At 62.8% G+C, this 23,983-nt stretch carries 27 protein-coding genes; 12 read left to right on the top strand and 15 right to left on the bottom strand.

Going from position 1 to position 23,983, the window contains the following annotated elements:
* Positions 1-12: 12 nt before the first annotated feature.
* The gene (gene lepA, locus V8Z65_RS00475) at positions 13-1,818 is read right to left on the bottom strand and encodes a translation elongation factor 4 (RefSeq protein ID WP_338721825.1); all 1,806 of its coding nucleotides are present in this window, start codon (positions 1,816-1,818) and stop codon (positions 13-15) included.
* A 124-nt stretch (positions 1,819-1,942) separates the two neighbouring features.
* Positions 1,943-2,080: a hypothetical protein gene (locus V8Z65_RS00470; RefSeq protein WP_338721823.1), complete on the bottom strand. Its 138-nt coding sequence runs from the start codon at positions 2,078-2,080 to the stop codon at positions 1,943-1,945.
* A 106-nt stretch (positions 2,081-2,186) separates the two neighbouring features.
* Here V8Z65_RS00470 and V8Z65_RS00465 point away from each other — a divergent pair, with 106 nt between their 5' ends.
* A complete protein-coding gene (locus V8Z65_RS00465) occupies positions 2,187-3,110 on the top strand; it encodes a LysR substrate-binding domain-containing protein (protein ID WP_338721822.1) in 924 nt (307 codons plus the stop codon).
* Here V8Z65_RS00465 and V8Z65_RS00460 read toward each other — a convergent pair.
* Entirely contained in the window at positions 3,107-3,994 is an 888-nt protein-coding gene (locus V8Z65_RS00460; protein WP_338721821.1) for a LysR family transcriptional regulator, read from the bottom strand. The genes V8Z65_RS00465 and V8Z65_RS00460 overlap by 4 nt on opposite strands.
* A gap of 107 nt (positions 3,995-4,101) precedes the next feature.
* On the opposite strand from V8Z65_RS00460, the gene V8Z65_RS00455 reads away from it, so the two are divergent.
* The 3 genes from V8Z65_RS00455 (at position 4,102) to V8Z65_RS00445 (ending at position 6,581) form a co-directional block, all read left to right on the top strand.
* Complete coding sequence (locus V8Z65_RS00455) at positions 4,102-4,671, top strand: dihydrofolate reductase family protein (RefSeq protein ID WP_338721820.1); 570 nt, start codon at positions 4,102-4,104, stop codon at positions 4,669-4,671.
* Positions 4,672-4,844: 173 nt separating this feature from the next.
* A complete protein-coding gene (locus V8Z65_RS00450; protein ID WP_338721818.1) occupies positions 4,845-6,098 on the top strand; it encodes an FAD-binding oxidoreductase in 1,254 nt (417 codons plus the stop codon).
* A 174-nt stretch (positions 6,099-6,272) separates the two neighbouring features.
* Entirely contained in the window at positions 6,273-6,581 is a 309-nt protein-coding gene (locus tag V8Z65_RS00445; protein ID WP_338721816.1) for a DUF1905 domain-containing protein, read from the top strand.
* Here the strand turns inward: V8Z65_RS00445 and V8Z65_RS00440 are convergent.
* Genes V8Z65_RS00440 through V8Z65_RS00430 form a run of 3 tightly spaced genes read right to left on the bottom strand, consistent with a single transcriptional unit; the run spans position 6,576 to position 8,098 of the window.
* A complete protein-coding gene (locus V8Z65_RS00440; protein WP_338721815.1) occupies positions 6,576-7,166 on the bottom strand; it encodes an SCO family protein in 591 nt (196 codons plus the stop codon). The two genes, V8Z65_RS00445 and V8Z65_RS00440, sit on opposite strands and share 6 nt — an antisense overlap.
* Before the next feature lie 3 nt (positions 7,167-7,169).
* On the bottom strand, positions 7,170-7,655 hold the full coding sequence (locus V8Z65_RS00435) for a copper chaperone PCu(A)C (RefSeq protein WP_338721814.1): 486 nt from the start codon (positions 7,653-7,655) through the stop codon (positions 7,170-7,172).
* Positions 7,656-7,708: 53 nt separating this feature from the next.
* Positions 7,709-8,098 (bottom strand): hypothetical protein, encoded by a 390-nt coding sequence (locus V8Z65_RS00430; protein ID WP_338721813.1) that lies wholly within the window; start codon positions 8,096-8,098, stop codon positions 7,709-7,711.
* Between the two features lie 162 nt (positions 8,099-8,260).
* On the opposite strand from V8Z65_RS00430, the gene mbfA reads away from it, so the two are divergent.
* The gene (mbfA, locus tag V8Z65_RS00425; protein ID WP_338721812.1) at positions 8,261-9,241 is read left to right on the top strand and encodes an iron exporter MbfA; all 981 of its coding nucleotides are present in this window, start codon (positions 8,261-8,263) and stop codon (positions 9,239-9,241) included.
* A gap of 4 nt (positions 9,242-9,245) precedes the next feature.
* Here mbfA and V8Z65_RS00420 read toward each other — a convergent pair whose 3' ends face one another.
* Positions 9,246-10,199 carry a LysR family transcriptional regulator gene (locus tag V8Z65_RS00420; protein WP_338721811.1) on the bottom strand — a complete coding sequence of 318 codons (954 nt, stop codon included), beginning with the start codon at positions 10,197-10,199 and terminating at the stop codon, positions 9,246-9,248.
* Positions 10,200-10,280: 81 nt separating this feature from the next.
* A complete protein-coding gene (locus tag V8Z65_RS00415; protein ID WP_338721810.1) occupies positions 10,281-11,294 on the bottom strand; it encodes a rhodanese-related sulfurtransferase in 1,014 nt (337 codons plus the stop codon).
* A 94-nt stretch (positions 11,295-11,388) separates the two neighbouring features.
* Here V8Z65_RS00415 and V8Z65_RS00410 point away from each other — a divergent pair, with 94 nt between their 5' ends.
* Entirely contained in the window at positions 11,389-12,426 is a 1,038-nt protein-coding gene (locus V8Z65_RS00410) for an aldo/keto reductase (protein WP_338721808.1), read from the top strand.
* Between the two features lie 106 nt (positions 12,427-12,532).
* On the opposite strand, the gene V8Z65_RS00405 is transcribed toward V8Z65_RS00410, so the two are convergent.
* Positions 12,533-13,423 (bottom strand): NAD(P)/FAD-dependent oxidoreductase, encoded by an 891-nt coding sequence (locus tag V8Z65_RS00405; protein ID WP_338721807.1) that lies wholly within the window; start codon positions 13,421-13,423, stop codon positions 12,533-12,535.
* A gap of 82 nt (positions 13,424-13,505) precedes the next feature.
* Positions 13,506-13,943 carry an Rrf2 family transcriptional regulator gene (locus V8Z65_RS00400; protein ID WP_338721806.1) on the bottom strand — a complete coding sequence of 146 codons (438 nt, stop codon included), beginning with the start codon at positions 13,941-13,943 and terminating at the stop codon, positions 13,506-13,508.
* A gap of 98 nt (positions 13,944-14,041) precedes the next feature.
* On the opposite strand from V8Z65_RS00400, the gene V8Z65_RS00395 reads away from it, so the two are divergent.
* Complete coding sequence (locus V8Z65_RS00395) at positions 14,042-14,647, top strand: hypothetical protein (protein ID WP_338721804.1); 606 nt, start codon at positions 14,042-14,044, stop codon at positions 14,645-14,647.
* A 69-nt stretch (positions 14,648-14,716) separates the two neighbouring features.
* On the opposite strand, the gene V8Z65_RS00390 is transcribed toward V8Z65_RS00395, so the two are convergent.
* The 3 genes from V8Z65_RS00390 to V8Z65_RS00380 all read right to left on the bottom strand — a co-directional run bounded on the left by V8Z65_RS00390 (position 14,717) and on the right by V8Z65_RS00380 (position 18,013).
* Positions 14,717-15,844: a Gfo/Idh/MocA family oxidoreductase gene (locus V8Z65_RS00390; RefSeq protein WP_338721803.1), complete on the bottom strand. Its 1,128-nt coding sequence runs from the start codon at positions 15,842-15,844 to the stop codon at positions 14,717-14,719.
* A gap of 103 nt (positions 15,845-15,947) precedes the next feature.
* Complete coding sequence (locus V8Z65_RS00385; RefSeq protein ID WP_338721802.1) at positions 15,948-17,585, bottom strand: TadG family pilus assembly protein; 1,638 nt, start codon at positions 17,583-17,585, stop codon at positions 15,948-15,950.
* Positions 17,585-18,013: a TadE/TadG family type IV pilus assembly protein gene (locus V8Z65_RS00380; RefSeq protein WP_338721801.1), complete on the bottom strand. Its 429-nt coding sequence runs from the start codon at positions 18,011-18,013 to the stop codon at positions 17,585-17,587. Before V8Z65_RS00380 ends, V8Z65_RS00385 begins: the two co-directional genes overlap by 1 nt.
* Before the next feature lie 177 nt (positions 18,014-18,190).
* Here V8Z65_RS00380 and V8Z65_RS00375 point away from each other — a divergent pair, with 177 nt between their 5' ends.
* Positions 18,191-19,009 (top strand): siderophore ferric iron reductase, encoded by an 819-nt coding sequence (locus V8Z65_RS00375; RefSeq protein WP_338721800.1) that lies wholly within the window; start codon positions 18,191-18,193, stop codon positions 19,007-19,009.
* Here the strand turns inward: V8Z65_RS00375 and V8Z65_RS00370 are convergent.
* Positions 18,985-19,539: an SH3 domain-containing protein gene (locus tag V8Z65_RS00370; protein ID WP_338721798.1), complete on the bottom strand. Its 555-nt coding sequence runs from the start codon at positions 19,537-19,539 to the stop codon at positions 18,985-18,987. The genes V8Z65_RS00375 and V8Z65_RS00370 overlap by 25 nt on opposite strands.
* A gap of 105 nt (positions 19,540-19,644) precedes the next feature.
* On the opposite strand from V8Z65_RS00370, the gene V8Z65_RS00365 reads away from it, so the two are divergent.
* The 4 genes from V8Z65_RS00365 (at position 19,645) to truB (ending at position 22,841) form a co-directional block, all read left to right on the top strand.
* Positions 19,645-20,664, top strand: a complete 1,020-nt coding sequence (locus tag V8Z65_RS00365; RefSeq protein ID WP_338721797.1) for a D-glycerate dehydrogenase — start codon at positions 19,645-19,647, stop codon at positions 20,662-20,664.
* 153 nt (positions 20,665-20,817) lie between these two features.
* A complete protein-coding gene (locus V8Z65_RS00360; RefSeq protein WP_338721796.1) occupies positions 20,818-21,483 on the top strand; it encodes a hypothetical protein in 666 nt (221 codons plus the stop codon).
* A gap of 33 nt (positions 21,484-21,516) precedes the next feature.
* The gene (rbfA, locus tag V8Z65_RS00355; RefSeq protein WP_338721794.1) at positions 21,517-21,930 is read left to right on the top strand and encodes a 30S ribosome-binding factor RbfA; all 414 of its coding nucleotides are present in this window, start codon (positions 21,517-21,519) and stop codon (positions 21,928-21,930) included.
* 2 nt (positions 21,931-21,932) lie between these two features.
* Positions 21,933-22,841 (top strand): tRNA pseudouridine(55) synthase TruB, encoded by a 909-nt coding sequence (gene truB / locus V8Z65_RS00350; RefSeq protein ID WP_338721793.1) that lies wholly within the window; start codon positions 21,933-21,935, stop codon positions 22,839-22,841.
* Here truB and V8Z65_RS00345 read toward each other — a convergent pair.
* Positions 22,831-23,964: an MFS transporter gene (locus tag V8Z65_RS00345; protein ID WP_338721792.1), complete on the bottom strand. Its 1,134-nt coding sequence runs from the start codon at positions 23,962-23,964 to the stop codon at positions 22,831-22,833. The two genes, truB and V8Z65_RS00345, sit on opposite strands and share 11 nt — an antisense overlap.
* Between the last annotated feature and the right edge of the window lie 19 nt (positions 23,965-23,983).

Raw genomic sequence — 23,983 nt, 5'->3', positions numbered from 1 at the left:
ACCCAAATGCCTCTAGTCATCACCCATCTTCAGCGCCTTGATAAACGCCTCTTGCGGAATCTCCACGCTACCAAACTGCCGCATCCGCTTCTTGCCGGCTTTCTGCTTCTCCAGCAGCTTGCGTTTGCGCGTGGCGTCGCCGCCATAGCACTTCGCCGTCACGTCCTTGCGCATGGCGCGGACGGTTTCGCGGGCGATGATCTTGCCGCCGATGGCGGCCTGAATGGGGATGACGAACAGATGCGGGGGGATCAGCTCCTTGAGCTTTTCGCACATGACGCGGCCACGGCTTTCGGCCACCGTGCGGTGCACCAGCATGGAAAGGGCGTCCACCGGCTCGGCATTGACCAGAATGGAAAGCTTCACCAGGTCGCCGGCGCGGTGTTCGATCAGTTGATAGTCAAAGCTGGCATAGCCTTTTGAGATCGACTTCAGCCGATCGTAGAAATCGAACACCACTTCATTGAGCGGCAATTCATATTCCACCATGGCGCGCTGGCCGACATAGCTCAGGTTCTTCTGGATGCCGCGCCGGTCCTGGCAGAGCTTCAATATCGCGCCGAGATAATCATCGGGCGTCAAAATCGTCGCCTTGATCCAGGGTTCGCGGATCTCGTCGATCTTCATCACATCGGGCAGGTCGGCGGGATTATGCAGATGCATGGTCTCGCCACTGGTCAATTCCACCTCGTAAACCACCGAGGGGGCGGTGGCGATGAGATCGAGATCGAACTCTCTCGAGAGCCGCTCCTGAATGATTTCGAGGTGTAAAAGGCCCAAAAAGCCGCAGCGGAAGCCGAAGCCGAGCGCGGCAGAGGTTTCCATCTCGAACGAGAAGCTGGCGTCATTGAGCCTGAGCTTGCCCATGGCGGCGCGCAATTCATCGAAATCGCTGGCATCGACAGGGAAGAGGCCACAGAACACCACAGGCTGGGCCGGACGGAAGCCGGGCAGCGCCTTTTCGGTAGGTTTCTTGTCCTCGGTGATGGTGTCGCCGACATTGGTATCGGCCACTTCCTTGATCGAGGCGGTAAAGACGCCCAATTCGCCCGGGGTCAATTCCTTGACCTCGACCAGTTTGGGGGTGGAGACGGCAACCCGATCCAGCTCGTAAACGGCGCCCGAGGCCATCATGCGGATCTTCTGGCCTTTCTTCATCACCCCATCGATGATGCGGACCAGCACCACGACGCCGAGATAGGTATCGTACCAGCTATCGACCAGCAGCGCCTTCAAAGGCGCGTCGATCTCGCCCTTGGGGGCGGGCAGGCGCGTGACGATGGCTTCGAGCACATTGTCGACGCCCATGCCGGTCTTGGCCGAGATTTCCACCGCGTCCGAGGCATCGATGCCGATCACGTCTTCGATCTGGGTTTTGACGCGCGGAATGTCGGCTGCGGGCAGATCGACCTTGTTCAGCACCGGGACGATTTCGTGATTGGCGTCGATGGCGTGATAGACATTGGCCAGGGTCTGCGCCTCGACGCCCTGGCTGGCATCGACCACCAGCAGCGAGCCTTCCACGGCGGCCATGGAGCGGCTGACCTCATAGGCAAAGTCGACATGTCCGGGCGTGTCGATCAGGTTGAGGACGTAAGTCTCGCCATCCTTGGCCTTGTAGTTCAGCCGGACGGTCTGCGCCTTGATGGTGATGCCGCGCTCGCGCTCGATTTCCATCGAGTCCAGCACCTGGGCTTTCATCTCGCGCGCATCGAGCCCGCCTGTCATCTGGATCAGGCGGTCGGCTAGGGTCGATTTGCCATGGTCGATATGGGCGACGATGGAGAAATTGCGGATGTTCTTGAGCGGCGTGGTCATAGGCGCGCTGATAGCAGAAGCGCGGGGGCCGAGAAAGATGGTTTCCGCCACGTTAACCCCGGCTTTTGCGCCGGGGCATACAGCTATCGTTCATCAACGGGGTCCAGGAGGGCGTCCGGGCCCCTCAGCAGGTCTTGCATTGGGGGTGGTGGGGCGGCAGATCGGCCCAATCATGGAGGCTCATATTGTCCGGATTTCGGGCAGTTCGGGGCGCGGACAGGGCCTTGCCGAGCCGTGCCAGAAGGCGGGTCAGGATGTACATTTTCTCTTCTCCAGACGTGTTGAGTAACGTGTTATGGCCCCATAATGCGCAGTGTATCCGGGGGTTTTCAATGGACAAGGTCTGCACGTTGATATAGATAATCTATATGGCCAATCCCTTCCCCATTCCGCTCAATGCCCTGCGCGCAATCGAGATCGTCGCCCGCCACGGCGCCCTGGCGCCAGCCGCCGAAGAATTGGGCGTCACCATTGGCGCGGTCAGCCAACATCTCCGCCGCGCCGAAGACCGGCTCGGAATTGAGCTGTTCGCCCGCACGCCGCATGGTCTTAAACCACTGCCAGCATTGGCAAATATTCTGCCGCAACTGACGGGAGGGTTCACCCAGTTGCAGGACGGGTTGGCAAATCTGACCGGCGCACATGACAATGTGCTCAATGTGACGGTGGGCAGCATTTTCGCCTCGCGTTGGCTGATCTGGCGGGTACACAAATTCTCCACCCTGCATCCGGGCCTGGAGGTGCGGCTGACCGTGACCGCGGCCATGCTCGACCTCAACCGCCCCGATATCGATTGCGGCATCCGCTATGGCGATGGGGATTGGCCGGGGGTCGATGTCAGCCGCATTGGCGGGCAGGATTACCAGCCGGTCTGCTCACCACTGATCCGGGATATGGTGCGCCGTCCGGCCGATCTGGCCAATGTCCCGGTCATTGCCGACCAGACCAGCATGCTCGATTGGCCGGCCTGGCTGGCCAGGGCCGGGCTCGATCCGAAAATGCCGCTCAATGGGCCGGTCTATTCGGACGCGTCGCTGGCCTTCGATGCCGCCATATCGGGCCAAGGGGTATTGCTGGCGGCCGATATGATGACCGCCGATGCCGTCAGCGACGGCCGCCTGATCCGCCCCTTCGACCTGCCGGTGACTGGGCATCGCGGCTATTTCCTGGCGACCGCCAAGGGACGGCGGGAGCCAAAGAAGCTGCGTTATTTTCGTGAATGGCTGACCGAAGAGGTGCCGGCCAGCGTGCGCGGCTATGTGCACCAGAATATGGGCCTGACCACCTCCTAAAGCGCCCCGGCCAGAAGGGGGCGCAGATGCTCGGCGAGATGGCCGGCAATGGCCTGCACCTTGCCATCGGCATGGCGTGCGCCGGAGGTAACGATTTGCACCGGGATCGGGGCCGGTTCGAAGGAGGGCATGACCCGGACGAGACGACCTTCGCGAATATCCTGGGCAATCTGATAGTTAAGAAAGCGCGCCAGGCCATGGCCGGCGCGCGCCGCCTGACGCTGCATTTCGATATCATTGCTCATCCAGCCCGGCTGCAGGATCAGCGGGGCGCAATTGCGGAACGTCCAGGTGGGGGCGCCGCTGTGGCTGGATTCGGCAATGACCCGATGCTGGGCAATATCCTGCGGATGTTGGGGGCGACCATGCGAGAGCAGATAGGCGGGGCTGGCCACAATGGTCCAGCGCACCTCGCCAATTCTGCGCGCGCGCAGACCTGAATCGGGCAGATCGCCCAGCCTTATGGCGGCATCCAGGCCATGTTCGATAAAATCGAGATAGCGATCCTCAAGCAGGATTTCGGCCTGTGCTTCGGGCCAGCGCGCCAGAAAACTGTCCACTACCGTGCTCAGATAGAGCTGGCCGAATACCGGTGGCGCGGTGATGCGCACAATGCCGCGCACCCGGGCCGACAAGGGCGGCGCGGCGAGGTCCTGCCATTGGCGGGTCAGCGACAAGGCCTGCTCATAGGCGGCGCGCCCGGCATCGGTGATCGAGAGTTTGCGCGTGGTGCGCTCCACCAATTGCCGGGACAGGCGATCCTCGAGCTGGGCCAGCGCACGGGTGATTGCCGGCGGGGACCGCCGCAAGCGCAGCGACGCCTGACGCAGGCTGCCGGTTTCAACCACGGCGATCAGGACCTGAAGCTCATCGAGGCGATCCATAATTATTCCTATTGGTGGAATTATGCCTTGCAAAATTGGCGTCTATTTTGCGGACGCAGAAACAATATCTTCTGCCTTGTCGAAGCGCAAACGCAAGGAGATGTTCGATGAGCGCAAAGATTGTCGTATCGCAATATGTGTCGCTGGATGGGGTGATCGAAGACCCGGTGGGCATGGAGAATTCGGGCCTGGGCGATTGGATCGGCGAGTATAGCCGCGGCCCGCGCGGCGATGCCTTCAAGGAGCAGGAATTGCTCAAGGCCGATGCCCTGATTCTGGGCCGGAAAACCTATGATGGCTTTGCCGCGGTGTGGCCGAAGGTGGATTCAGACTATGGCCGGCATATCAATGCGATGCCGAAATATCTGGCCTCGCGCACGGTGACGGCGCCAGACTGGCAGGGCACGAACTGCCTGGGGCCGGACCTGGCCGCCTCGGTGGGGCAACTCAAAGCCGCGCGCAATGGCCAGATCGTCATTTTCGGCAGTGCCAGTGTCTGCCATGAACTGTTCAAGGCCGACCTTGTCGATGAGATGAACCTGCTGCTCTATCCACGCATTCTGGGGCGGGGCAAACGGCTGTTTCCCGATGGTGTGTCGGCCAGGTTTACACTGGCCGAAACCATCCAGTTCAATGATGGGCTGCTGATGCTGCGCTATGCCCGTCGTGCCGACTAGCATATGGCAGCCACATTTGTGACGAGCAAGCGCGATGATAGCAATATTGTCGCGCTATTTTATCTGATTGCACAATATTTTCCGGCCAACGTGCAAGAACGAACGGGATATGGACGGCTTGTTGCGCAAATGCTCTGATAAGCTGATCCCGTCCGGATCAAAGGGGGATCGGCATGGACGACGTGATCATTCTGGGGGCCGGCATTGTCGGTATTGCCACCGGCATCCATCTGTTGCGGCGCGGTCGCAGCGTAACGCTGGTGGACAGAAGCGAACCCGGCCACGAAACCAGTTTCGGCAATGCCGGGATCATCCAGCGCGAGGGTGTGCGGCCGCATCCCTTTCCACGCGACCTGCAGACATTGTTGCAAGTGGGACTGCATCTTTCGACGGCCGCGCGCTATGAGCCGCTGGCTCTGCCGCGCCTGGCACCACCTTTGCTGCGCTATTGGTGGGAGAGTTCGCCCGACCATTATCGCAAGGTGGTGGAAAGCTATGCGCCGCTGATCGGCCGGTCGATCATTACCCATTCCGACCTGATTGCCGCCGCTGGCAAAGAGGCCGAAAGCCTTATCTCGCGCTATGGTTGGCATCTGGCCTTTCGCAGTGCGGAACGGCTGGAGAAGGAGGCGAGCAAGGCGCAGGGCGATCATGACCAATTCGGCATCGGCTTTAAGGTGCTGGACTGGCCGGCGCTGAAGCAAGCCGAACCCAATTTGCTCGGCGGATTGGCGGGCGCCATCCACTGGACCGACCCATGGACGGTGCGCGACCCCGGCGCCCTGGTGACCGCCTATTTCAAACTGTTTGAAAAGCTTGGGGGCAGATTTCTGCGCGGCGCCGCCAAAGGGCTGAGCCCGGCCGATGGCGGCTGGAGCGCCAGGATCGAGGGCAAAACTGTTGCGGCCCGGCAAGCGGTGATCGCCTTGGGACCCTGGGCGCCCGACGTGCTGGAACCACTGGGCTACCGGCTGCCGCTTTTCGTCAAGCGCGGTTATCACATGCATTATGGGGCCGGCGACGGCGCCCGGCTCAACCATCTGCTGCTCGACCCCGAAGTGGGCTATGCCATGGCGCCGATGGCGCGCGGCATCCGCATCACCACCGGCGCCGAATTTGCCGAGCGCGACGCAGCGCCGACGCCGATCCAACTGGGTAAGGCCGAAAAGGCTGCGCGCGAACTGTTTCCGCTCGGCGAGCGGCTCGATCCGCAGCCCTGGAAGGGCGCGCGCCCCTGTACGCCCGATATGATGCCGATCATTTCCAAGGCGCCCAGGCATGAGGGCCTTTATGTGGGGATCGGGCATGCGCATCATGGCTTTACGCTGGGGCCGGCCACGGGTGAATTGCTGGCCCAGGCGATGACGGGAGAGGATACCGCCATCGACATCCATCCGTTCCGCATGGAACGGTTCATGGGCGGCTGAGGGAGACAGCATCGCGACACGACACAGCGCCGCACTCCTCACCCCACCCGACCAGCCATTCGCGCATAGCGCTCAGGGGCGAGGGGGCGCAGGAACCGATACGTCTGTGCGATTAAGGCTGGTGACAGACAGCGCTGCTTGCGAGGGAGCGACACACAGACCGGGACGGTGGCCATGCTGGATTATACATTCGAGGCCGAAGTGATCTATTGGCGGGGGCCGGCGCCGTTCCTGTTTGCCCGCATTCCGGCAGAGGTCAGCGAGGAGATATTCCGGATTGCCGACCAGGTCAGCTATGGCTGGGGCTGCATTCCGGTCCGCGCGCAAATCGCAGGGCACGATTTTACCACGGCGCTGTTTCCCAAGGATGGCCGCTATCTGCTGCCGCTCAAACTGGCGGTTCGCAACAAGCTGCCGCCGATCGAGATCGGCGACAGTATGGACGTGCGTATGCAGGTCGAGGCGCGGGAGCCCGGATTATGACGCCAGCAATCGCCGGAGCTTGGCCACGGCCGTATCGGCGGATTCACGATAGGCGATGGTGCCTTCGAATTCGCCCTCGGCATTGACCAGGAAGACCGAGGCGGTGTGGTCCATGGTGTAGTCCTCGCCCTCGATGGGCACCTTTTCGTAGTAAACGCCCCAGGCCCTGGCAGCTTTTGCCACCTCTTCGATGGAGCCGGTGACACCGGTGACGCGACCGGTCCAATTGACATAGTCGCCAATGACTTCGGCCGTGTCGCGTTCGGGATCGACGGAGATGAAAAAGGCGTTGAGATCCTTTGCGTCCTCACCCAGCGTCTCATACCAGGCGGCCATTTCGGCCAGCGAGGTGGGGCAGACTTCGGGGCAGTGGGTGAAACCGAAGAACAGCATGGAGGGCTTGCCCAAAAGGCTGTCATGGCTGAAGGGCTCGCCCGAGGCCGTTACCAATTGATAGTCGCCCTGCCCCAGGGCGACGGCCTGGGCCGGCCGGGCGATGGTCGTATAGACATAGAGCCCGGTGGCCCCCAGGGCCGCGACAGCTACCAGGGTCCAGAGCACGGTGCGGATCTGGGAAAGGGACATGGCTTAGTGCCCCATATGGCCAGCGGGTGCATCGGCGGAGGCGGCGGCAATATGCAGATCGACCACCACCGAACCGGCCTTTTCGAAGGTCAGCGTGACGGGCACGGTTTCGCCCTCGACCAGGGCCTGGGTGAGGCCCATGAACATAAGGTGATTGCCGCCTGGCTGGAGAATGACGGTTTCGCCGGCCGGAATGACGAGACCATCGGTGAGAGGGCGCATTTTCATGACATCGCCTTCCATGGCCATTTCGTGGATCTGGGCCTGTTTGGCGAAATCGGCCGCGACACTGACCAGCCGGTCATCGGTGTCGCCGGTATTGACGATGGTCAGGAAGCCGCCGCCGACGGGAGCATTGGGCAGGGTGGCACGGGCGAAGGGCGCATTGAGCTCGAGCGCGCCAAAGGTGATGTCGTGGGCAAAAGCGGTGGACGCCGAGGCAAAAAGGGCAAGGGCGGCAAAGGCGGACCGCGCGAAAGAACGGATCATGAGTGATCTCCAGTCAAAGAAAGGTCTGATGGCAGTTTGCTGCCGGTGGCAGATCAGACCGGGACGGGAGGCGCACGGGATTGCCCGATATGGTCGGGGAGTAATGGCTGGTTTGCGCCCGCAATGGCCGGATAGGCGACGGGCTCTACATCAGTCTGCAGCGCCATGGTGAGTGGCGCGGGACCGGGCGTGGCGAATTGATGCTTGGCGATGCCCATGGCCGGACAATTGAGCGCGGCCGCTTCATGCGGCTCGCCTTGTTCGTCCTGCGCCAGAGGCTGGCAGATGGACCAGCTATCGAGCGTCGAATAGCCGATGGCGTTGAGGTCGCGCTGCTGGGCGGCGGCCAGGTGCAGAGGCAATAAGAGCGTGAGCACATAAAGGGCCAGGACCGCGAAGGCGATGCCGGTTTCGCGGAACAGGGAACGCGCAGTGCTGGGCATTTTAGTGTTCACAAGGTCCTCGTAGCCCGGCCCCGGGCCGGCCTCAAGCGTTTTGCATGAATGCGGGCCATCCACTTTGTCGCAGATCAAAGGCGCGGCTTGCCGATAGTTTAGAATAGTTCTAGTATTTGTTTGGAATCATTCTAATCTGTGGAGAGTGCCATGCTGCGGTTCTGGCCCGACAATCGGCGCGAATTCTCATCTCTGTCGGAGCGCGAAATTCTCTCGCTGGCGGTGGCCGCAGAGGAGGAAGACGGACGCATCTATTCCGAATTTGCCGCCAGGCTGGGCGAGACCTATCCCGGCAGCGCCGCCCTTTTCGAAGGCATGGCCGCCGAAGAGGATGAGCACAGGCGCCGGCTGCTCGACATCTATGTGGCCCGTTTCGGCAACCGGCTGGTGCCAATAAGGCGCGAGCATGTGCGCGGCTTTCTCACCCGCAAGCCATTGTGGCTGCAAAAGACGCTGACATTGGACCAGGCCAGACAGCAGGTGTGGGAGATGGAAGAAGGGGCCTATCGCTTCTATCTGGCTGCCGCAGATCAAGTAACCGATGTGGGCATCCGCAAGTTGCTGGGTGACCTGGCTGCGGCCGAAAAAGGGCATGCGGCGCGCGCCGACCAGATCGACGCGGCCGTGCTGGGCGAAGGCGGCCGCGCCGAGGAGAGCCGGGAAGCGCATCGGCAATTCGTCCTGACCTATGTGCAGCCGGGCCTGGCCGGCCTGATGGATGGGTCGGTCTCGACGCTGGCGCCGGTTTTTGCCGCCGCCTTCGCCACCGGGGACACCCACCAGACTTTTCTGGTGGGCCTGGCCGCCGCAGTTGGCGCGGGCATTTCCATGGGCTTTACAGAGGCGGCCTCGGACGATGGCAAGCTGACCGGGCGCGGTTCGCCGATCAAGCGCGGGCTTGCCGCCGGGATCATGACGGCGGTAGGCGGGCTGGGCCACGCCCTGCCCTATCTGATCCACGATTTCTGGATCGCCACGAGCGTCGCCGCCTTCGTGGTGCTGGTCGAACTCTGGGCCATCGCCTTTATCCAGCAGCGCTATATGCAGACCCCGTTCTGGCGGGCGGCGCTGCAGGTGGTGGTAGGCGGCGCGCTGGTCTTTGCCGCCGGCATTCTGATCGGCAGCGCCTAAGACATCATGACCGGATGCCGGCACGCGGCGGCGCTTTGGTTCCGAGCAGATGCAGCCGGTCATCGATGATCTCGCCGACCCGGGCGCATTCCTGGGCGATTTCGCGCACGAAATCGGCCAGCATGGAACGCTCGAGCAGAGCCGGATCGCGCACCACCATGGCGGTATCGCGATAGAGCGGCTCGAACTCGACCGGCGCGATCTCAACAAGCCGGCCGGCGCGAATGTCCTCGTCTACCGCCGAATTGACAAAGAAACCCAGCCCCTCCCCCTTGAGAGCCAGGCGCCGCCCCGGCCCGGTCGGCAATTCGACGCTGGTCTGGGCCAGGCGCACCAGGGCGGCGGCGCGCTCGGGATCGACCTGCCACCAGCGCAGGGCAATGACGCGTGGCACCAGGGCCAGCACCTCGTCGATCGTGGGGTGGCTGGAGAGTTTGGCCGCGATGTCGGGCGAAACGACAAGGGGCACGCGCTCGCGCATGATGATGAGCGGCTCGAGATCGACCACCAATGGATCGATATTGGGCCAGCACAGAATGCCCATCTCGACCTCACGCTCATGCAGCATGGCCGCGATCTGCGCCTGACGGCCCTCGCGCACCACCACGTCGACGGAAGGATAGCTCTGCTGGAAGCGAATGAGGCTTTCGGTGATCAGCGGCGAGACCAGGGTGCGCAGGGAACCGATGGAAACCCGGCCGCGCTCGACCCGGCGCAGCGCTTCTCGCCCCTCCTGTGCCGTGCCGATGATGCGGCGGGCAAAGGGCAGGAAGGTCATGCCCTGATCGGTGAGCGAAACGGTGCGGCCACGCACGAAGAGCGGCACGCCGAGCAGGTTTTCCAGAGCGCGGATGCGCATGGAAGCCGTCGCCTGGGTAATATTGAGATAGGCCGCGGCGCGCGTGAAGGATTGCTCGCGAACGATGCGGTCGAAAGTGCGAAGCTGGTCGAGGTCCATTGAATTGGCTTATGCAAACAGATCAATTTGACCGATCTATCGCGCGCACCATTGGCAATGTCTATACGTCGAGTGACGCAGCTAGCCCTTATTGGCCTGGCGGGATTGTTCGGCCAGCGTCTGCTTTAGCTGGCGGCGTTTTTCGGCCGCGCTGACGGCCTCGTCACCCATATGGGCAAGGCCGCGCGAACTGGCGATATCCATCTGCTTTTGCCGTTCCGCGGCAGCGGCGTGTTTGGCTGTGTCGCCGGCGCAATAGGGACAGGCTACGCCCTCATGGTAATCGGCGTGCTGGCGATCGGTCTCGGTCAGCGGGTGGCGACAGGCGCGGCAGAGCGTGGCAGTGCCCAGTTCCAGCCCATGGCCGACCGAAACGCGCTCATCGAAGACGAAGCATTCGCCCTTGAAACGGCTCTGTTCGGGCGGCGTCACCTCGAGATATTTGAGGATACCGCCCTTCAAATGAAACACTTCCTCAAAGCCCTGGCTCAGAAGGTAGGAAGAGGCCTTTTCGCAGCGGATGCCGCCCGTGCAGAACATGGCGACCTTCTTGTCGCGTTTGGGGTCGAGATGCTTTTCGACATAGTCCTTGAACTCGACAAAGCTCGATGTGTGCGGATCGAGCGCGCGCTGGAACGTGCCCAGCCCCACTTCATAATCGTTGCGGGTATCGACCAGGACAACATCATTGCGCTCGATCAACCCATTCCAGTCCTCCGGCTCGACATAGGTGCCGACCTGGCGGTTGGGATCGACCTGGGGCGCGCGCAGGGTGACGATTTCGGGCTTCAAACGCACTTTCATGCGCAGGAAGGGCGCCGTATCGGCGAAGGAATATTTGACTTCGGCGCCGGCGAGACGCGCGTCGAAAGGCCCCGACGCAAACAAGAAATCGGCCAGCGCGTCGATGGCTTCGGGTGCTCCTGCCACGGTCCCGTTTATGCCCTCTGGCGCAAGTATGAGAGTGCCCTTGATCCCGCTGGCGCAGCAGAATTCGGCCAGCGGAGCCTTGAGCGCCTCGGCATCGGGAAGAGCGGCGAATTTATAGATGGCCATCACCTTGTATGGATGATGGGACTGGGGCAAACTGGTCATGGATTTGCTTGTCGGCGCGTTCATTGCGCCGCTCATATCAAAGGTCGGCCCCGGCGTCACGGGCGACCGCAGCCACAAAATTGGGAGAGACACCATGACCTATCGGGCCGATCCGGCGCGCTATGACAGCATGCAATACCGTCGTTCGGGCAAATCGGGGCTGAAACTGCCGGTGGTGAGCCTGGGGCTATGGCAGAATTTCGGGGGCACGCGGGACTATCCCAGCGCCATGGAAATTCTGGGCTATGCCTTCGACCAGGGTGTCACCCATTTTGACCTGGCGAACAATTACGGTCCGCCAGCCGGCTCATCGGAAGAATTGTTCGGGCAGGTGATGGCCCGCGATTTCCGGCCCTATCGTGACGAAATGATCATCTCGACCAAGGCGGGCTATAATATGTGGCCGGGCCCCTATGGCGAATGGGGAAGCCGGAAATATCTCTTGGCGAGCCTTGACCAGAGCCTCAAGCGCATGGGTCTCGACTATGTCGACATCTTCTACTCGCACCGTTTCGATCCCGATACGCCGCTCGAAGAAACCATGGGCGCGCTGGCCCATGCGGTCAAATCGGGCAAGGCGCTCTACGTTGGCATTTCGTCCTATCCCGAGGCCCAGACGCGCGAGGCGCATCGGCTCTTGAAGGAAATGGGGGTTGCCTGCACCATCCATCAACCGAGCTATTCGATGATCAATCGCTGGATCGAAAACGATCATACGATCGAAGCCTGTGGGGAGTTGGGCATTGGGGTCATCGCCTTTTCGCCACTGGCGCAGGGCGTGCTCTCGGGCAAGTATAATTCGGGCAATGTCGAGGGCACGCGTGGCGGCAATCCCCAGGGCACTTTGCGCGCCAGCCATATCGAGCCGCGCGTGCTCGAAGCGGTCGACAAGGTTGGTGAAATCGCACGGGCGCGGGGGCAGTCCATGGTGCAATTAGCCCTGAGCTGGGTCCTGCGGCGCAAGGAAATGACCTCGGCGCTAATCGGCGTCAGGACGCTCGAACAGCTCAAGGACAATCTGGGCGTGCTCAACAATCTCGATCTTTCCGACGAAGAGATTGCGGCGATTGATGAAGCCACTGCGGGTGGGCAGATGGAGCTGCATCCCCGACCGCAGGGTTGGTTGCGGTAGGCGAGTTAGCTCGTGGCGTCTGGCGTGTAACGTCACCCCACCCTCATTCCCCCTCAAGGGGAGGGAATGAGGGGGGTGGCCTTTTGTGGAACTCGCAGGAGCGCCTTCACACCAACATCGACTGCAGCGCCCCCATGGCGGCGAGCGAGCCGGTATTGGATGCGAAGGTGACCGAGTGCATGCCGGTGGCGAGGTCACCGGCGACATAGATGCCGGGGCGGGAGGTGGCCTGCATGTCACCGGCCTTGATCATGGTGCCGGTTGGCGTATCGCCCATGTCGAGCTCGAGCTGTTCGTGCAGGTCGGCCGAAGGCCGATTGCGCGGATGGGCATAGAGCGCCTCGAGAGCGATTTCGGTGCCGTCGTCCATGGTCACGCTGGCGATGCGGCCAGCATCATGGCTGATGGTCCGCAATTTGCCGTCGACAAGCCTGACGCCGCGCTTTTCGAGTTTGTGGCGCTCTTCGTCGATGATCGCATGGCCATCGAGAAAGAGCGTGATGTCATCGGTCCAATTGGCATAGAGCACCGCGCCGTGCAGCGACATGGGTGAGGAATAGACCAGGCCCCAGCGCGTGCCGGCCACTTCATAGCCGTGGCAGAACGGACAATGAATGACCGTCTTGCCCCAGCATTGGGCAAAGCCGGGAATGGCCGGAAAATCATCGACAATGCCATAGCTCAGGATTAGGCGACGGCCCGAAACGGTCTCGCCATCGGTGGTGGTGACGCGGAAGTCGTCGGGCCCGCCTGAAACCAATTGCGCCTTCGCCGGCACCAGCTGGACGGTGGGATAGGCCTGCACCTGCTGGCGTGCTGCGGCCAGCAACTCGCCCGGCGGGGTGCCGTCATGGCCGAATATGTTATGGGCGTGATCGGCATAGCGATTGCGATTGAGCCCGGTGTCGAAAACGGTGACCTTGCGGCGGGCGCGGCCCAATTGCATGGCGGCGGTGAGGCCGGCAAAACTGCCGCCCACAATGATAACGTCCTGCATATCTTGTCCTTTCAAAAGGGTGAGCGGCACCGGTCGCTGCCAGGACATGGCAGCGGCAAGGGCCCGCTCGGGGATGAAAATGTCAGTCCAGGCGGGGGAACCCCGCATGGATGGCGTCGCTGGCAATGTCGCTGAGGCGCACCCGCTGCAGGCGTGCTGCCAGGAGTGTTTCGGCATCGTCGAGAAAATCGTGCATGACCCGATCGACCGAACGCACAATAGCGCAGGTGACGTCGCCCGGATCACTGTCGGTGCGAACCAGAAGCCGCTCGCCCATGGCCTCATAGACCTGGCGCAGGGTGATCTCCTGGGCCGGGCGATTGAGGCTCCAGCCCCCATTGGGGCCCTTGCTGGCATCGACAATGCCGGCCTGGCGCAATTCCCCCAGAATGCGGCGGACCACGACCGGATTGGTCATCAGGCAGGTGGCCAGGGATGCGGAGGTCAATTGCTTGCCCGGTTGGGCATGCAGATGCACCAGGGCGTGCAGGGCGATGGACAGACGGCTCGATCGTTTCATGTAACTTTTATTGTTACCTATTGAGCCTGTGTCAAGGGGGCTTATCCTGCGATCCGCGCCGGGCTAGGGTGGCTGGTGTCGGTCGCGGGAGGATCAACATGCGTTATTTGGTTTTCATATTGGCGCTTTGGGCCGTCACCACGGCATCGGTTATTGCGCAGGACGCGCAGAGCCAGGCGGTCATTGACCGCATGAAGGCGGGCAAGTTGATGCCGATCAGCGATGTGGCCGTGTTGATGATAGGCTCGGAACGCTGGTGCTATCGCGAACAGGAGGGCAATTGCGCCTGGTCGGACATCTATCTCGAGGTCACCGGGACCGGAGCCACCTATGAAATTTCCAATCCCTGGAGCGAGGAGGTGGATATTTCCTTTGTCGACCGGGGCATTTTCAAGGACGGGCGCTATATTTGCGAGACCGGCCATGACTGGGTACCGACCGTGCGCGCCTATGGCCGTGAGGATGGCACCGCCATAGAGGGGCGCGATCTGGCAGCGTTGAAACAGGAAATCGCCGAACAGGTCAATACAAGCGACGATGACGACTGTTTTGACTATCTCTACCAGCATCAGGACAAGGACGCTGAAACGGTGACGCTGCTGCAGCGGCACTATATCGACGGGGAAACCGACGCCGCCAATGATGCGCTGGTGACGCTTTATTTCAACAAGGACGCGGCGGCCGATCTGGGATGGTATTGGTAGGCAAGTCTTGCCCGCCGCCCCGGGCCACCCGGCCAGACCGGGCGGTGGGGATGTGCGAACAGAAAGGTCTTATCCCAGTTTGCCGTCCACAAGGCTTTCCGCCAAAGGCGCTGGCCGTTCGACCGGCGTCTTGATGTCCACGACCCTGCCTTCGCGGGCGGCGGTCTCAAAGGCTTCCATGACCTCAAGCACATGCAGGGCCAGATCGCCATTGGCGCGGTGCGGACGGTTTTCCAGGATCGCGGCAGCCATATCGGCGACGCCGAGCGAGCGATAATTGCCGTCGGCATAGGCGGTTTCGAGCGGCACCGGGCGCCATTCCGCATCGCGACCACGACCGCGCAATTCCACCGCGCCGCCGAAGAAATTGGGATCAGGCACGATCAGGGTCTGCTCGGTGCCATAGAGCTCGAGCGGCACATGTTTATGCGCGGCGACGTCGAAGCTCATGGCGATCTGGACGATGGCGCCATTGGCAAAGCCGAGCATGCCGGTGACATGGGTGTCGATATGGACCGGCATGGTCTGGCCCTTTTTGGGCTCAGAGGTAATGGTCCGTTCGGTCCGCAGCCGCGAGGACATGGCCGAAACCCTGGCGACGGGGCCAAGCAGGTTGACCAGGTCGGTGATGTAATAGGGTCCCATATCGAGCATGGGGCCACCGCCAATGTCGTAATAGAAGGCCGGATCGGGGTGCCAGCTTTCGTGACCCGGGCATTGCATGAAGGCGGTGCCGCCGACCAACTGCCCCAGCACCCCGCTATCGACCACGGCGCGGGCCTGCTGATGCGCGCCACCGAGGAACGTGTCGGGTGCCGAACCGATGCGCAGACCTTTTGCCTTGGCCGCATCGAGCAGTTTCTTGCCGTCGGCAAAATTGATGCCGAGCGGCTTTTCGGAATAGACATGCTTGCCGGCGGCCAGGCATTTGAGCCCGACATCGACATGGGCGCGGGGAATGGTGAGATTGACCACCAGGTCGATTGCCGGGTCGGCCAGCATGTCGTCAACGCTCATGGCCTTGAGTCCGAATTCATCGGCGCGGGCCTGCGCTGCTTCCGGACGCATATCGGAGAGCGCCTTGACGTCGAGCACGCCGAAACCCGGCAAGCCGTCCTTGCCCAGAATGGCCTTCAGATAGGCCGAAGAAATATTGCCAGTACCGATAAAGCCGATACCGAGACGCTTGGCGCTCATATGCGCATTCCTCCCAGATGTACGTGCATCAGATTAGTCCGGTGAGGCCGGAGTCGGGAAGTGGGGCGGGTTCAAATTCTGCGATTTTCTACGCCCTGCCGCTTTAGCCGACCAGGACAGACCGGTCGCAGCGCACGCCATAGGCACGGATATCGGCCTCGCCCACACCCAGGCCCAGCGCGGTGAAACTGCCGGCAATGGTCATGTCGAGCGTGGGCGCGAGCGGTACCAGCAGATCGCGCACGGCCTGGGCGATCAGATGGGGCGGCGAAAGGCCAAGGCCGAGAATGTTGACGCTGAGATCGAGCTGGCCGAGGAGCGAATTGACCAGGGACGCGACAAGGGTCTGGGTGCGCGCCGTCTTGAGGGTGCCGGCGGCAATCTCGGCCGAAGAGAAATCGAGAAGAATGGGATCGGTCTGCGCCAGTTCGACCATGGCCGCGCCGGTGACCCGCAACAGGAGAATATCGATCAACCGCACCGGCGCGGCCGATGGGGCCACGCCGAAGTTGGCCAGGGCTGGATCGCTCATATCGCCCAGAGCCAGGCGCAGCACACCGGGACGCACCGCAATGGTAGCGCTGCCGCGCGGTGCGGCGATGGAGGGACAGGTGGCCGCCTCCACCCGCGCCTCGGCAGGGGCCAGTTCCAGCCAGAGTGGAAATTTGACCCCGGCACCGAGCAATATGGGTCCGCCGAGCAATTCGGCGCGCAGACGCAGGCGCGCCTGAGCTGTGCGCAGAACGGTGCCGGACGGTCCGAGCGCGAACCAGCCGCCGCCCTGGGGTGGCTCGCCCATGCCCAGATCGAGCCGCAAGCTTGCCAGCCCGGGCACACCGGCGCCCAGATTGAGCGAGACCTGGTGGGAACCATCGCCGAGCGCGGCGGCAGCGGAGAGCAGGTCAAGCGCGGAAAGGGACAGATCGATTTGCCCGGCGCTGCCCAGGGCCAGGCCGCCCAGCCGGCCCAGATCAATCAGCTTGCCCAGGGCGACGCCATGGCCATTGCCCGCCGTGGCCAGCGTCAGCAGAGCGGTCTTCGCGGTCCCCTCGGTCAGCCCGGCCAGCGCGCCGGCAATCTGGCCGGCGCCCGCCTGCGTGGTCAGAAGGTCGCCATAGGTGCCTGCTGTTACGCCAAGCTGCACGGCCAAGGCATCGAGAAAGGCCAGCGCGTCGATCCGGGCGGCGGCCAGCGCGGTATAGTCGAGCACCGAGAGCGAGACCGTGGTGCCTAGAAGGCTTGAGAGCAGGGCATTGGCGAGGCCATTATTGAGGCTGGCAAGGCGCGAGCCGACCGAAAAGGACACTTCGGGGGTCACCGCGGCAAGGCCGGCAGCGCTGATGGTGGGGTCTGGCGCAAAGCCGGCGGCGAAAAACAACCGGCCCGGCCGCTGCAGGGTGACCGAGACCGCATTGACGGGGGTGGCGCCGGGGGCGAAACGATCGGCAATGACCGGCTGGGCGGCATCATAATGGCCGGCAATGACAGTGAGCCCATCCGTGCTGGCCGGAGCAAGGAGCTGCGCCCCGGCCAGCACGGATTGGGCGATCTCGGCAGCGCGGGAGGGATCGGTCGCCGCCGAGATGGCCGCCAGGTCGACTCCGGCCTGCAGGATACGGCGCTCATGATAGAGAGAGGCCGCATCCACCGCCACGGCCGACACCATGGCAGACACTGCAAAACCAAAGGCGAAGAGCACGCTCATATTGCCGCGCTCGTCCCGGCGGAAAATGGTCCCCATTACAGCCCGCCCCGCCTGATCGTGGCCCCAAAGGCAATGGTGCGCCCGGGCATGGGCAGGGGCGGATAAAGGTTCCAGATCGGCAGATCCGTGGCGTCATAGCTCAGGCGGACCTCATATTGGCTGGGGTCGGCGGCGCTGTCGCCTATCGTGTGGCTCAACCGGGCCGGATTGATCAGGATATAGGCCGCCGCATTCTGTTCGAGATAGGCCGTGACCAGCCCATCGCGCTCGGCCTGGCTGAGCCCGGCAATGGCGGTCCGTGCCGCATCGGCGGCAAGCTGCTGGATCGAATGGGCGGCACCGAAATAGATGCCATAGGCCAGCATGCCGGTGAGCATGAGCCGGAAGACCGGGGTGAGAATGGCAAATTCAATGACGGCTGTACCGTGCCGGTCTTGCCACAGCCGATCGCAGAGCCTTAACATTCCGGCCTCCCGGGACGAATGATCTGGACGCGGCCAGCATGGGGCGCAGCTGCCCTATCGAGAGTAAAGCACGGTATCGGTAGTAATGCGGGGTCCAGTCCGGCACGATTGTGAAAAGGTGACTTTTCTCCTCCTGTTAAACCGGGTAGGAGTGTGCGCAGTCTCAGGAAGCCAAGTTTGACCACCCGCAACTACCTCTTCGCCCAGACGGCCGACGACATGGCGCTGACGCGGTTCATCGCGCTTGCCGCGTCTGCCACCGGTTTTCTATCTGGTGCGCCGGGTGGACCCTTGCCGGGCTGGTATGTGCCGGGGGCAGATAATCGCGCCTTTCTGACCGATCTCTACGCGCGGCTCGAAGCAAGCTATCCAGAGGCCGGGCAGCCTTTCTATGCCGTGCGCCTATGGACCAATCTGATGTGGCAACCGGCTTATCTGGCGGTTATTGCCGCGCATTTGCATGGCGCCCTGCCCCGGCTGACGAGGCTGTCGCAGTCGCGGCAGAATGTCGATGTGAACGGCTATCGCCTGCGTGCCGGTCCGGAAATCAGCGGCAGCACCGAGGCGCTGACTGCCCAGGCCGGCCGCGATCTGCGGGCCATGGGCGATGCGCTCCTGAACGAAATCAATGCGGTGACCCGGCTCAAGCGGCTTCCGGCGTTGCGGCTTCTGGCCGACCGGATGCTGGGGCTGATGGTGCGCCTCAAGCATTTCCGGCCCGAGATCGGCATTGACGAGCAATATCGCTATTGCGACCTCTGGCTCGATGCCATGGGGCTGAGCGGACATGGGGGGCTCGAAACACTCGACCTGCCCAATGGGCAGCAGGTGGCGATCATGGCGCGCAAGGGATGCTGCCTGGACTATCTGGCCTTTCCGGGTCGCCGCTGCGCGTCCTGTCCCGAACTCAGCAACGACGAGCGCCGCGAGCGCGAGCGGGTCGCGATCATGGCCGAGATGGACGCCGCGGCTCAGTCAAACTCTTCGTCGGGATAAACGCCCCAGAGCTCGGCCTGCGGCACCCAGCCGCTATAGGATTGTTTCTCGCCCGGCTGGCCGGCCGCTACATTGCACCAGGTGCCGTCGCATTCGCTGATCGACACCCGGACACCGGGCGCCAGGCGGGCGCGAATGGCGGCATCGTCGGATTTGCCCGTACGCATGATCACTTCGCCATTGGCGATGAGCGGGGTGGCAAAGCCGGCGCGACCGCCCGAGAGCAGGCTTTGATGCACCCAGCCCTCGTCGCCATCAACATCGCGAATTTTGCGCCAGGTATCGAATTCCTGCACGATCTCCACCGGCAGGCCGGAAACAGTATAGTTCCAGGCGATCTCGTAACGCGTGCCGGGGCCAACGCGGACATTGATGGGGTGAGAGCGCGTGGTGACGAAGCGCGGCAGCGGCAGGCCACTCGGATTGTCCTGGGCCAAGACCGCCGGAACCGGAAGGACACAGGCGGACAGGGCCAGCAGAAGGGCGATGGCGGCGCGAAAACGGCCCAGTATCCGGGGCAAAAACAACATCACTTTGCAGACGGGTTTGATTTGCCCTATCACTATCGGCATATCCTTAATGGTCGCTGAAGGCGACGATGGCGCTGGCGACAGGCCGGCTTCTCATTGGTGCGCATGACATCGAACAAACCCAAAATCCTGGTGACCAGGCGCCTGCCAGCGAGCATTGAGGCGCGCATGGCAACCCTGTTCGAGACCGATGTCAATGACGCCGATCTGGCCCTGAGAGGTGCGGACATCCTATCGGGCCTTGAAGGCAAGGATGTACTGGTTTCCACCATAACCGACCATATCGATGCCGATCTGATCGCCCGATTGCCGCAGAGCGTGCGGCTGATCGCCCAGTTTGGCAATGGGGTGGACAATATCGATCTCGATGCCGCCTGGGCGGCGGGCCTGACCGTGACCAATACCCCGTCGGTTCTGACCGATGACACCGCTGACATGGCCACCGCGCTCATGCTGGCTTTGCCCCGGCGGCTGGTCGAGGGGACGCAGATGTTGTTGCGCGACCGGGCTTGGGCCGGCTGGTCGCCCACCTCCATGCTGGGGCACAGGCTGCGCGGCAAGGCCCTGGGCATTGTGGGCATGGGGCGGATCGGCACGGCGGTGGCCAGCCGCGCCCGCGCCTTCGGGCTCACTATCCATTACTATTCGCGCAACCGGCGCCCCCCCGCCGTCGAGACGCCGCTCGAGGCGCGCTATTGGGATGATCTGGATGCCATGCTGGCCGAGGTCGACATCGTCTCGCTCCACACACCTTTGACCCGGGACACCCATAATATCCTCTCGGCCGACCGGCTCGATGCGATGCGGCACGGCGCCTATGTGGTCAATGTCAGCCGGCCCGAATTGCTCGATGAAGCGGCTTTGATCGAGCGGCTCGAAAACGGGCATCTGGCCGGGGCGGCGCTGGACGTGTTCGAGAACCGCCATGGCATAAATCCGCGGCTTCTGGCCCTGGCCGCGGCCAACAAAGTGGTTCTAACCGCGCATATGGCTTCGGCCACGCTCGAAGCGCGGGTGGAAATGGGCGAGGCGGTGATCGTCAATATCAGGGCCTTCATGGACGGCCACCAGCCGCCGCACCGGCTCCTGCCCGATAGCCCCCTGCCACGCTCGGCCAGAGGCTGAGTGTTGCAGCAATTCCGCAACTCCAAGCTCTTCTGATGGCGCCGCTTCCTGGACGCTTGCGCCGCCCAGCCTGCGCCCCTAATCGTCACCGTGTCGAGCCTGTGGGGCGCGCGGGCGGCGGCGTGCGTAATGTCCGGGTGTCAGGAGAAGCCCTTGCTTGGGACGAATAGAGCGGCATTTGTGATTATGGGCCTATTGCTGGCCCCTGCCCCGGTCCTGGCGCAGGCAGGCGGCACCCTGCCCTTTACCAGCGAAAACGGGCAATTGACGCTTGAGGTACTGGGACAACGCCTGAGCCTGCCGGTACCGGACTGGGTGGAGGCAGATGCCGACCTGCCGGCCATTGCGGAGGTGGTTTCGACCCGGTTTCTCGAAGATAGCGGGCAAGCGCATCTGGAAATTTACAAGCGCGGCGAAGGCGAGGCCTTCTGGTCGACCATCTACGGTGCGCGCCTCAATAATCAGCCCGATATGGACCTGAGCGCCTTCCGCTCGGTGGTGATCAATGTCTATGCGCGATCCTGCGATCCGGACACGGTCGCGTTGTTCCAGCTCGAGCCCGATAATGGCGACGACCTGCCGCCACTGGGCTATGTCTGCGGGGCCTATCTCGACGCATTTTCGGCCTTCGCCGGGCAGGGCGAGGTGATGGTCATGGGCTTTTACAAGTCCGAGACCGGGCTCGCCATGGTCTATCAGGAATGGCGCGGCGACGCCTTTGACGCGACCCGGCCGGAGACCTGGCCGATCGATGCCGAGACCATTGAGGCCCGGATTGCCCAGTTCAAGTCCGATGTATCGCTTGAGCGGGTGGATTGACGGCGGACCCGGGAGAGCCTAAGCCGCTTGCCCATGAAAAAAGACCATAAGCCCGCTGGCCCGAGCCAGCGCATGCTGCGCGTCGGGGAACTGGTGCGTCATGCCCTTTCGGCGCTGTTTGCCCGGGGCGACATCGAAGACGAGGCCCTTGCAGGCGCGGTCGTGACCGTGCCCGAAGTGCGCATGACGCCGGACCTGAAGATTGCCAATGCCTATGTGATGCCGCTGGGCGGCGCGCATGCCGAGGAAATCGTGGCGGCGCTCAACCGGCATCGCAAATTCATCCGCGGCCGGGTGGCCCCGCAGATCGACCTTAAATTCGCCCCCGAAATCCGCTTCTTCGTGGATGAGACTTTCGAGGAGGCGGGCCGGATCGACGCCTTACTGCGCTCGGACCGGGTCCGGCGCGATCTCGACAACGACAGCGACGAAACCAGCGAAGACTGACCTTGAGCCAGCCAAAATCCAAAAAGCGCGCCATCTCGGGATGGGTCGTGCTCAACAAGCCATATGATTTCACCTCGACCCAGGCGGTGGGCAAGGTGCGCTGGTTGCTCTCGGCCGCCAAGGCGGGCCATGCCGGTACGCTTGATCCGCTAGCCACCGGCATTCTGCCCATTGCCCTGGGCGAAGCTACCAAGGCTGTGCCACAGGTGCAGGATGGCACCAAGATCTACCGGTTTTCCATCGGCTGGGGCAAAGCCACAACGACCGACGACACCGAAGGCGCGGTGATTGCCACCTCCGATGTCCGGCCCGAGCAGGTAGCGCTCGAGGCGGTGCTGCCGCGCTTTACGGGCACCATTTTGCAGCGCCCCCCTGCCTTTTCGGCCATCAAGGTGGATGGCGAGCGCGCCTATGATCTGGCGCGGGCCGGCGAAACCGTCGAACTGGCCGCACGGCCGGTGGATATCGAGGCCATCGACCTGGTGTCGCATGGCAGCGATGAAAGCGTCCTGGAAGTGACCTGCGGCAAGGGCACCTATGTGCGGGCGCTGGCGCGCGACATTGCCGAGGCGCTGGGCACGGTGGGGCATGTCACCAAATTGCATCGTGCGGCCGTCGGTCCGTTCACCGATGCGGATGCGATAACCATTGAAGAGCTGGAGGCGGCCGAGGCCGGCGTGGCGCGCGACGCCCTGCTCAGGCCGGTTGCTGCCGGTCTCAGCGATATTGCCGAAATCCGGCTCGATGCCGGCCAGGCCAATGCGGTCAGCCACGGCAATCCAGTGCTGCTGACCGGCGCCCATGCCCCGGTCTCGCTGGATGAATGCTGGGTGAGCTTCAAGGGCAAGGTGCTGGCCACCGGCCATGTGGCATTCGGCCAGTTCAAGCCGGGCCGGGTGTTCAATCTTTAGCGTGTAGCCGCCCGGCCATGGCAAAGGTCATGAGCAGGAGCGGGATCAACATGGCAAAAGCCATGCGCACGCCAAGCCCTTGGGCGACCGCGCCGATGAGACCTGGGGCACCGAGATTGACGAGTTGGAAAATAAGCGTGGTGGCGGCCACGTTCTGACTGGCGGGTCGGTCGCCGAGGCGGGCGGCGGCCGAGAGCATGAGCGGATAGAGCACGCAAATGCCCACGCCCACCGCAAGAAAGCCGGCCAAAGCCGTGATGGCCGATGGGGCCGTGACAATGACCAGCATGCCCAAAATGGCGAGGCCCGAAAGGCTGCGGGCGACACGCACTGGCCCGAACCGGTCGATGAAACGATCGGCCACCAGGCGGCCGCCGGCCATGGCGAATAGCAGCGCCGGCAAAGCCAGGGATTCGATAAACGGGGCCACATCGAAACTGTCGCGCAGATAGATGATCGACCAGGCGCGGGAGGCGCCTTCGGTCAGGCCTGCCCCCAAGCCAAAAGCCACGAGGCCTATTGTGGCCCAGGTCGGCCAGGCCAGCTTGCGGACCGTGCCACCGGCATGCGGGCGCGGCGGCATGTTTGGCATGGGCAGAACCACCAGGAAGACCATCGCGATCAGCAGCGGCGCCAAGCCCCAAAGGTGAATGGATGGGGCGACGTCGAGACCGCGCAGACCAGCACCAAGCAAGGACGTAATGAGGAAACCCGCGCTCCAGGCGCCGTGGCAGGTATTCATGACGCGAGCCGATGTGGCCGCCTCGATGCGGTCGGCCTCGACATTCATGGCGATATTGGTGAGCGAAAAGCCAATACCGTTGAGCGCGAGCAGGGCAAACAGAGCAAAGGGGCTGAGCAATATGGTGGCCAGGGCCGCGGTAATGACCACGCCGGGCAAGAGCCAGAGGATCATACGTCGCGGCCCGAAGCGCTCGATGATAGCGCTGGAGAACAGGAACATGGACAGGGCGCCCAGCGGCTGCCCCATCAGCACCAGACCCAATTGGCCTTCGGACAGGCCGATGAGCAATTGCAGATCGGGGATGCGGGTGTGAATGGTACCGGCGGCCAGGGCATGGGTGAAGAAGAGCGCAATGATGCGCCAATGGGCGGATGGCATGGTCAGGGTCTAAGCTACT

Origin of the sequence: Devosia sp. XK-2 (assembly GCF_037113415.1) — a bacterium.
Lineage (GTDB): Bacteria > Pseudomonadota > Alphaproteobacteria > Rhizobiales > Devosiaceae > Devosia.
The sequence above is the reverse complement of the archived record's forward strand: the minus strand, read 5'-3'. Positions and strand labels throughout refer to the sequence as shown.

What these genes read in the sequence shown, in the direction of transcription:
- lepA (WP_338721825.1), bottom strand. Translation starts at nt 1,818, where the DNA reads ATGACCACGCCGCTCAAGAACATCCGCAATTTCTCCATCGTCGCCCAT.
- V8Z65_RS00470 (WP_338721823.1), bottom strand. Translation starts at nt 2,080, where the DNA reads ATGTACATCCTGACCCGCCTTCTGGCACGGCTCGGCAAGGCCCTGTCC.
- V8Z65_RS00465 (WP_338721822.1), top strand. Translation starts at nt 2,187, where the DNA reads ATGGCCAATCCCTTCCCCATTCCGCTCAATGCCCTGCGCGCAATCGAG.
- V8Z65_RS00460 (WP_338721821.1), bottom strand. Translation starts at nt 3,994, where the DNA reads ATGGATCGCCTCGATGAGCTTCAGGTCCTGATCGCCGTGGTTGAAACC.
- V8Z65_RS00455 (WP_338721820.1), top strand. Translation starts at nt 4,102, where the DNA reads ATGAGCGCAAAGATTGTCGTATCGCAATATGTGTCGCTGGATGGGGTG.
- V8Z65_RS00450 (WP_338721818.1), top strand. Translation starts at nt 4,845, where the DNA reads ATGGACGACGTGATCATTCTGGGGGCCGGCATTGTCGGTATTGCCACC.
- V8Z65_RS00445 (WP_338721816.1), top strand. Translation starts at nt 6,273, where the DNA reads ATGCTGGATTATACATTCGAGGCCGAAGTGATCTATTGGCGGGGGCCG.
- V8Z65_RS00440 (WP_338721815.1), bottom strand. Translation starts at nt 7,166, where the DNA reads ATGTCCCTTTCCCAGATCCGCACCGTGCTCTGGACCCTGGTAGCTGTC.
- V8Z65_RS00435 (WP_338721814.1), bottom strand. Translation starts at nt 7,655, where the DNA reads ATGATCCGTTCTTTCGCGCGGTCCGCCTTTGCCGCCCTTGCCCTTTTT.
- V8Z65_RS00430 (WP_338721813.1), bottom strand. Translation starts at nt 8,098, where the DNA reads ATGCCCAGCACTGCGCGTTCCCTGTTCCGCGAAACCGGCATCGCCTTC.
- mbfA (WP_338721812.1), top strand. Translation starts at nt 8,261, where the DNA reads ATGCTGCGGTTCTGGCCCGACAATCGGCGCGAATTCTCATCTCTGTCG.
- V8Z65_RS00420 (WP_338721811.1), bottom strand. Translation starts at nt 10,199, where the DNA reads ATGGACCTCGACCAGCTTCGCACTTTCGACCGCATCGTTCGCGAGCAA.
- V8Z65_RS00415 (WP_338721810.1), bottom strand. Translation starts at nt 11,294, where the DNA reads ATGACCAGTTTGCCCCAGTCCCATCATCCATACAAGGTGATGGCCATC.
- V8Z65_RS00410 (WP_338721808.1), top strand. Translation starts at nt 11,389, where the DNA reads ATGACCTATCGGGCCGATCCGGCGCGCTATGACAGCATGCAATACCGT.
- V8Z65_RS00405 (WP_338721807.1), bottom strand. Translation starts at nt 13,423, where the DNA reads ATGCAGGACGTTATCATTGTGGGCGGCAGTTTTGCCGGCCTCACCGCC.
- V8Z65_RS00400 (WP_338721806.1), bottom strand. Translation starts at nt 13,943, where the DNA reads ATGAAACGATCGAGCCGTCTGTCCATCGCCCTGCACGCCCTGGTGCAT.
- V8Z65_RS00395 (WP_338721804.1), top strand. Translation starts at nt 14,042, where the DNA reads ATGCGTTATTTGGTTTTCATATTGGCGCTTTGGGCCGTCACCACGGCA.
- V8Z65_RS00390 (WP_338721803.1), bottom strand. Translation starts at nt 15,844, where the DNA reads ATGAGCGCCAAGCGTCTCGGTATCGGCTTTATCGGTACTGGCAATATT.
- V8Z65_RS00385 (WP_338721802.1), bottom strand. Translation starts at nt 17,585, where the DNA reads ATGGGGACCATTTTCCGCCGGGACGAGCGCGGCAATATGAGCGTGCTC.
- V8Z65_RS00380 (WP_338721801.1), bottom strand. Translation starts at nt 18,013, where the DNA reads ATGTTAAGGCTCTGCGATCGGCTGTGGCAAGACCGGCACGGTACAGCC.
- V8Z65_RS00370 (WP_338721798.1), bottom strand. Translation starts at nt 19,539, where the DNA reads ATGTTGTTTTTGCCCCGGATACTGGGCCGTTTTCGCGCCGCCATCGCC.
- V8Z65_RS00365 (WP_338721797.1), top strand. Translation starts at nt 19,645, where the DNA reads ATGACATCGAACAAACCCAAAATCCTGGTGACCAGGCGCCTGCCAGCG.
- rbfA (WP_338721794.1), top strand. Translation starts at nt 21,517, where the DNA reads ATGAAAAAAGACCATAAGCCCGCTGGCCCGAGCCAGCGCATGCTGCGC.
- V8Z65_RS00345 (WP_338721792.1), bottom strand. Translation starts at nt 23,964, where the DNA reads ATGCCATCCGCCCATTGGCGCATCATTGCGCTCTTCTTCACCCATGCC.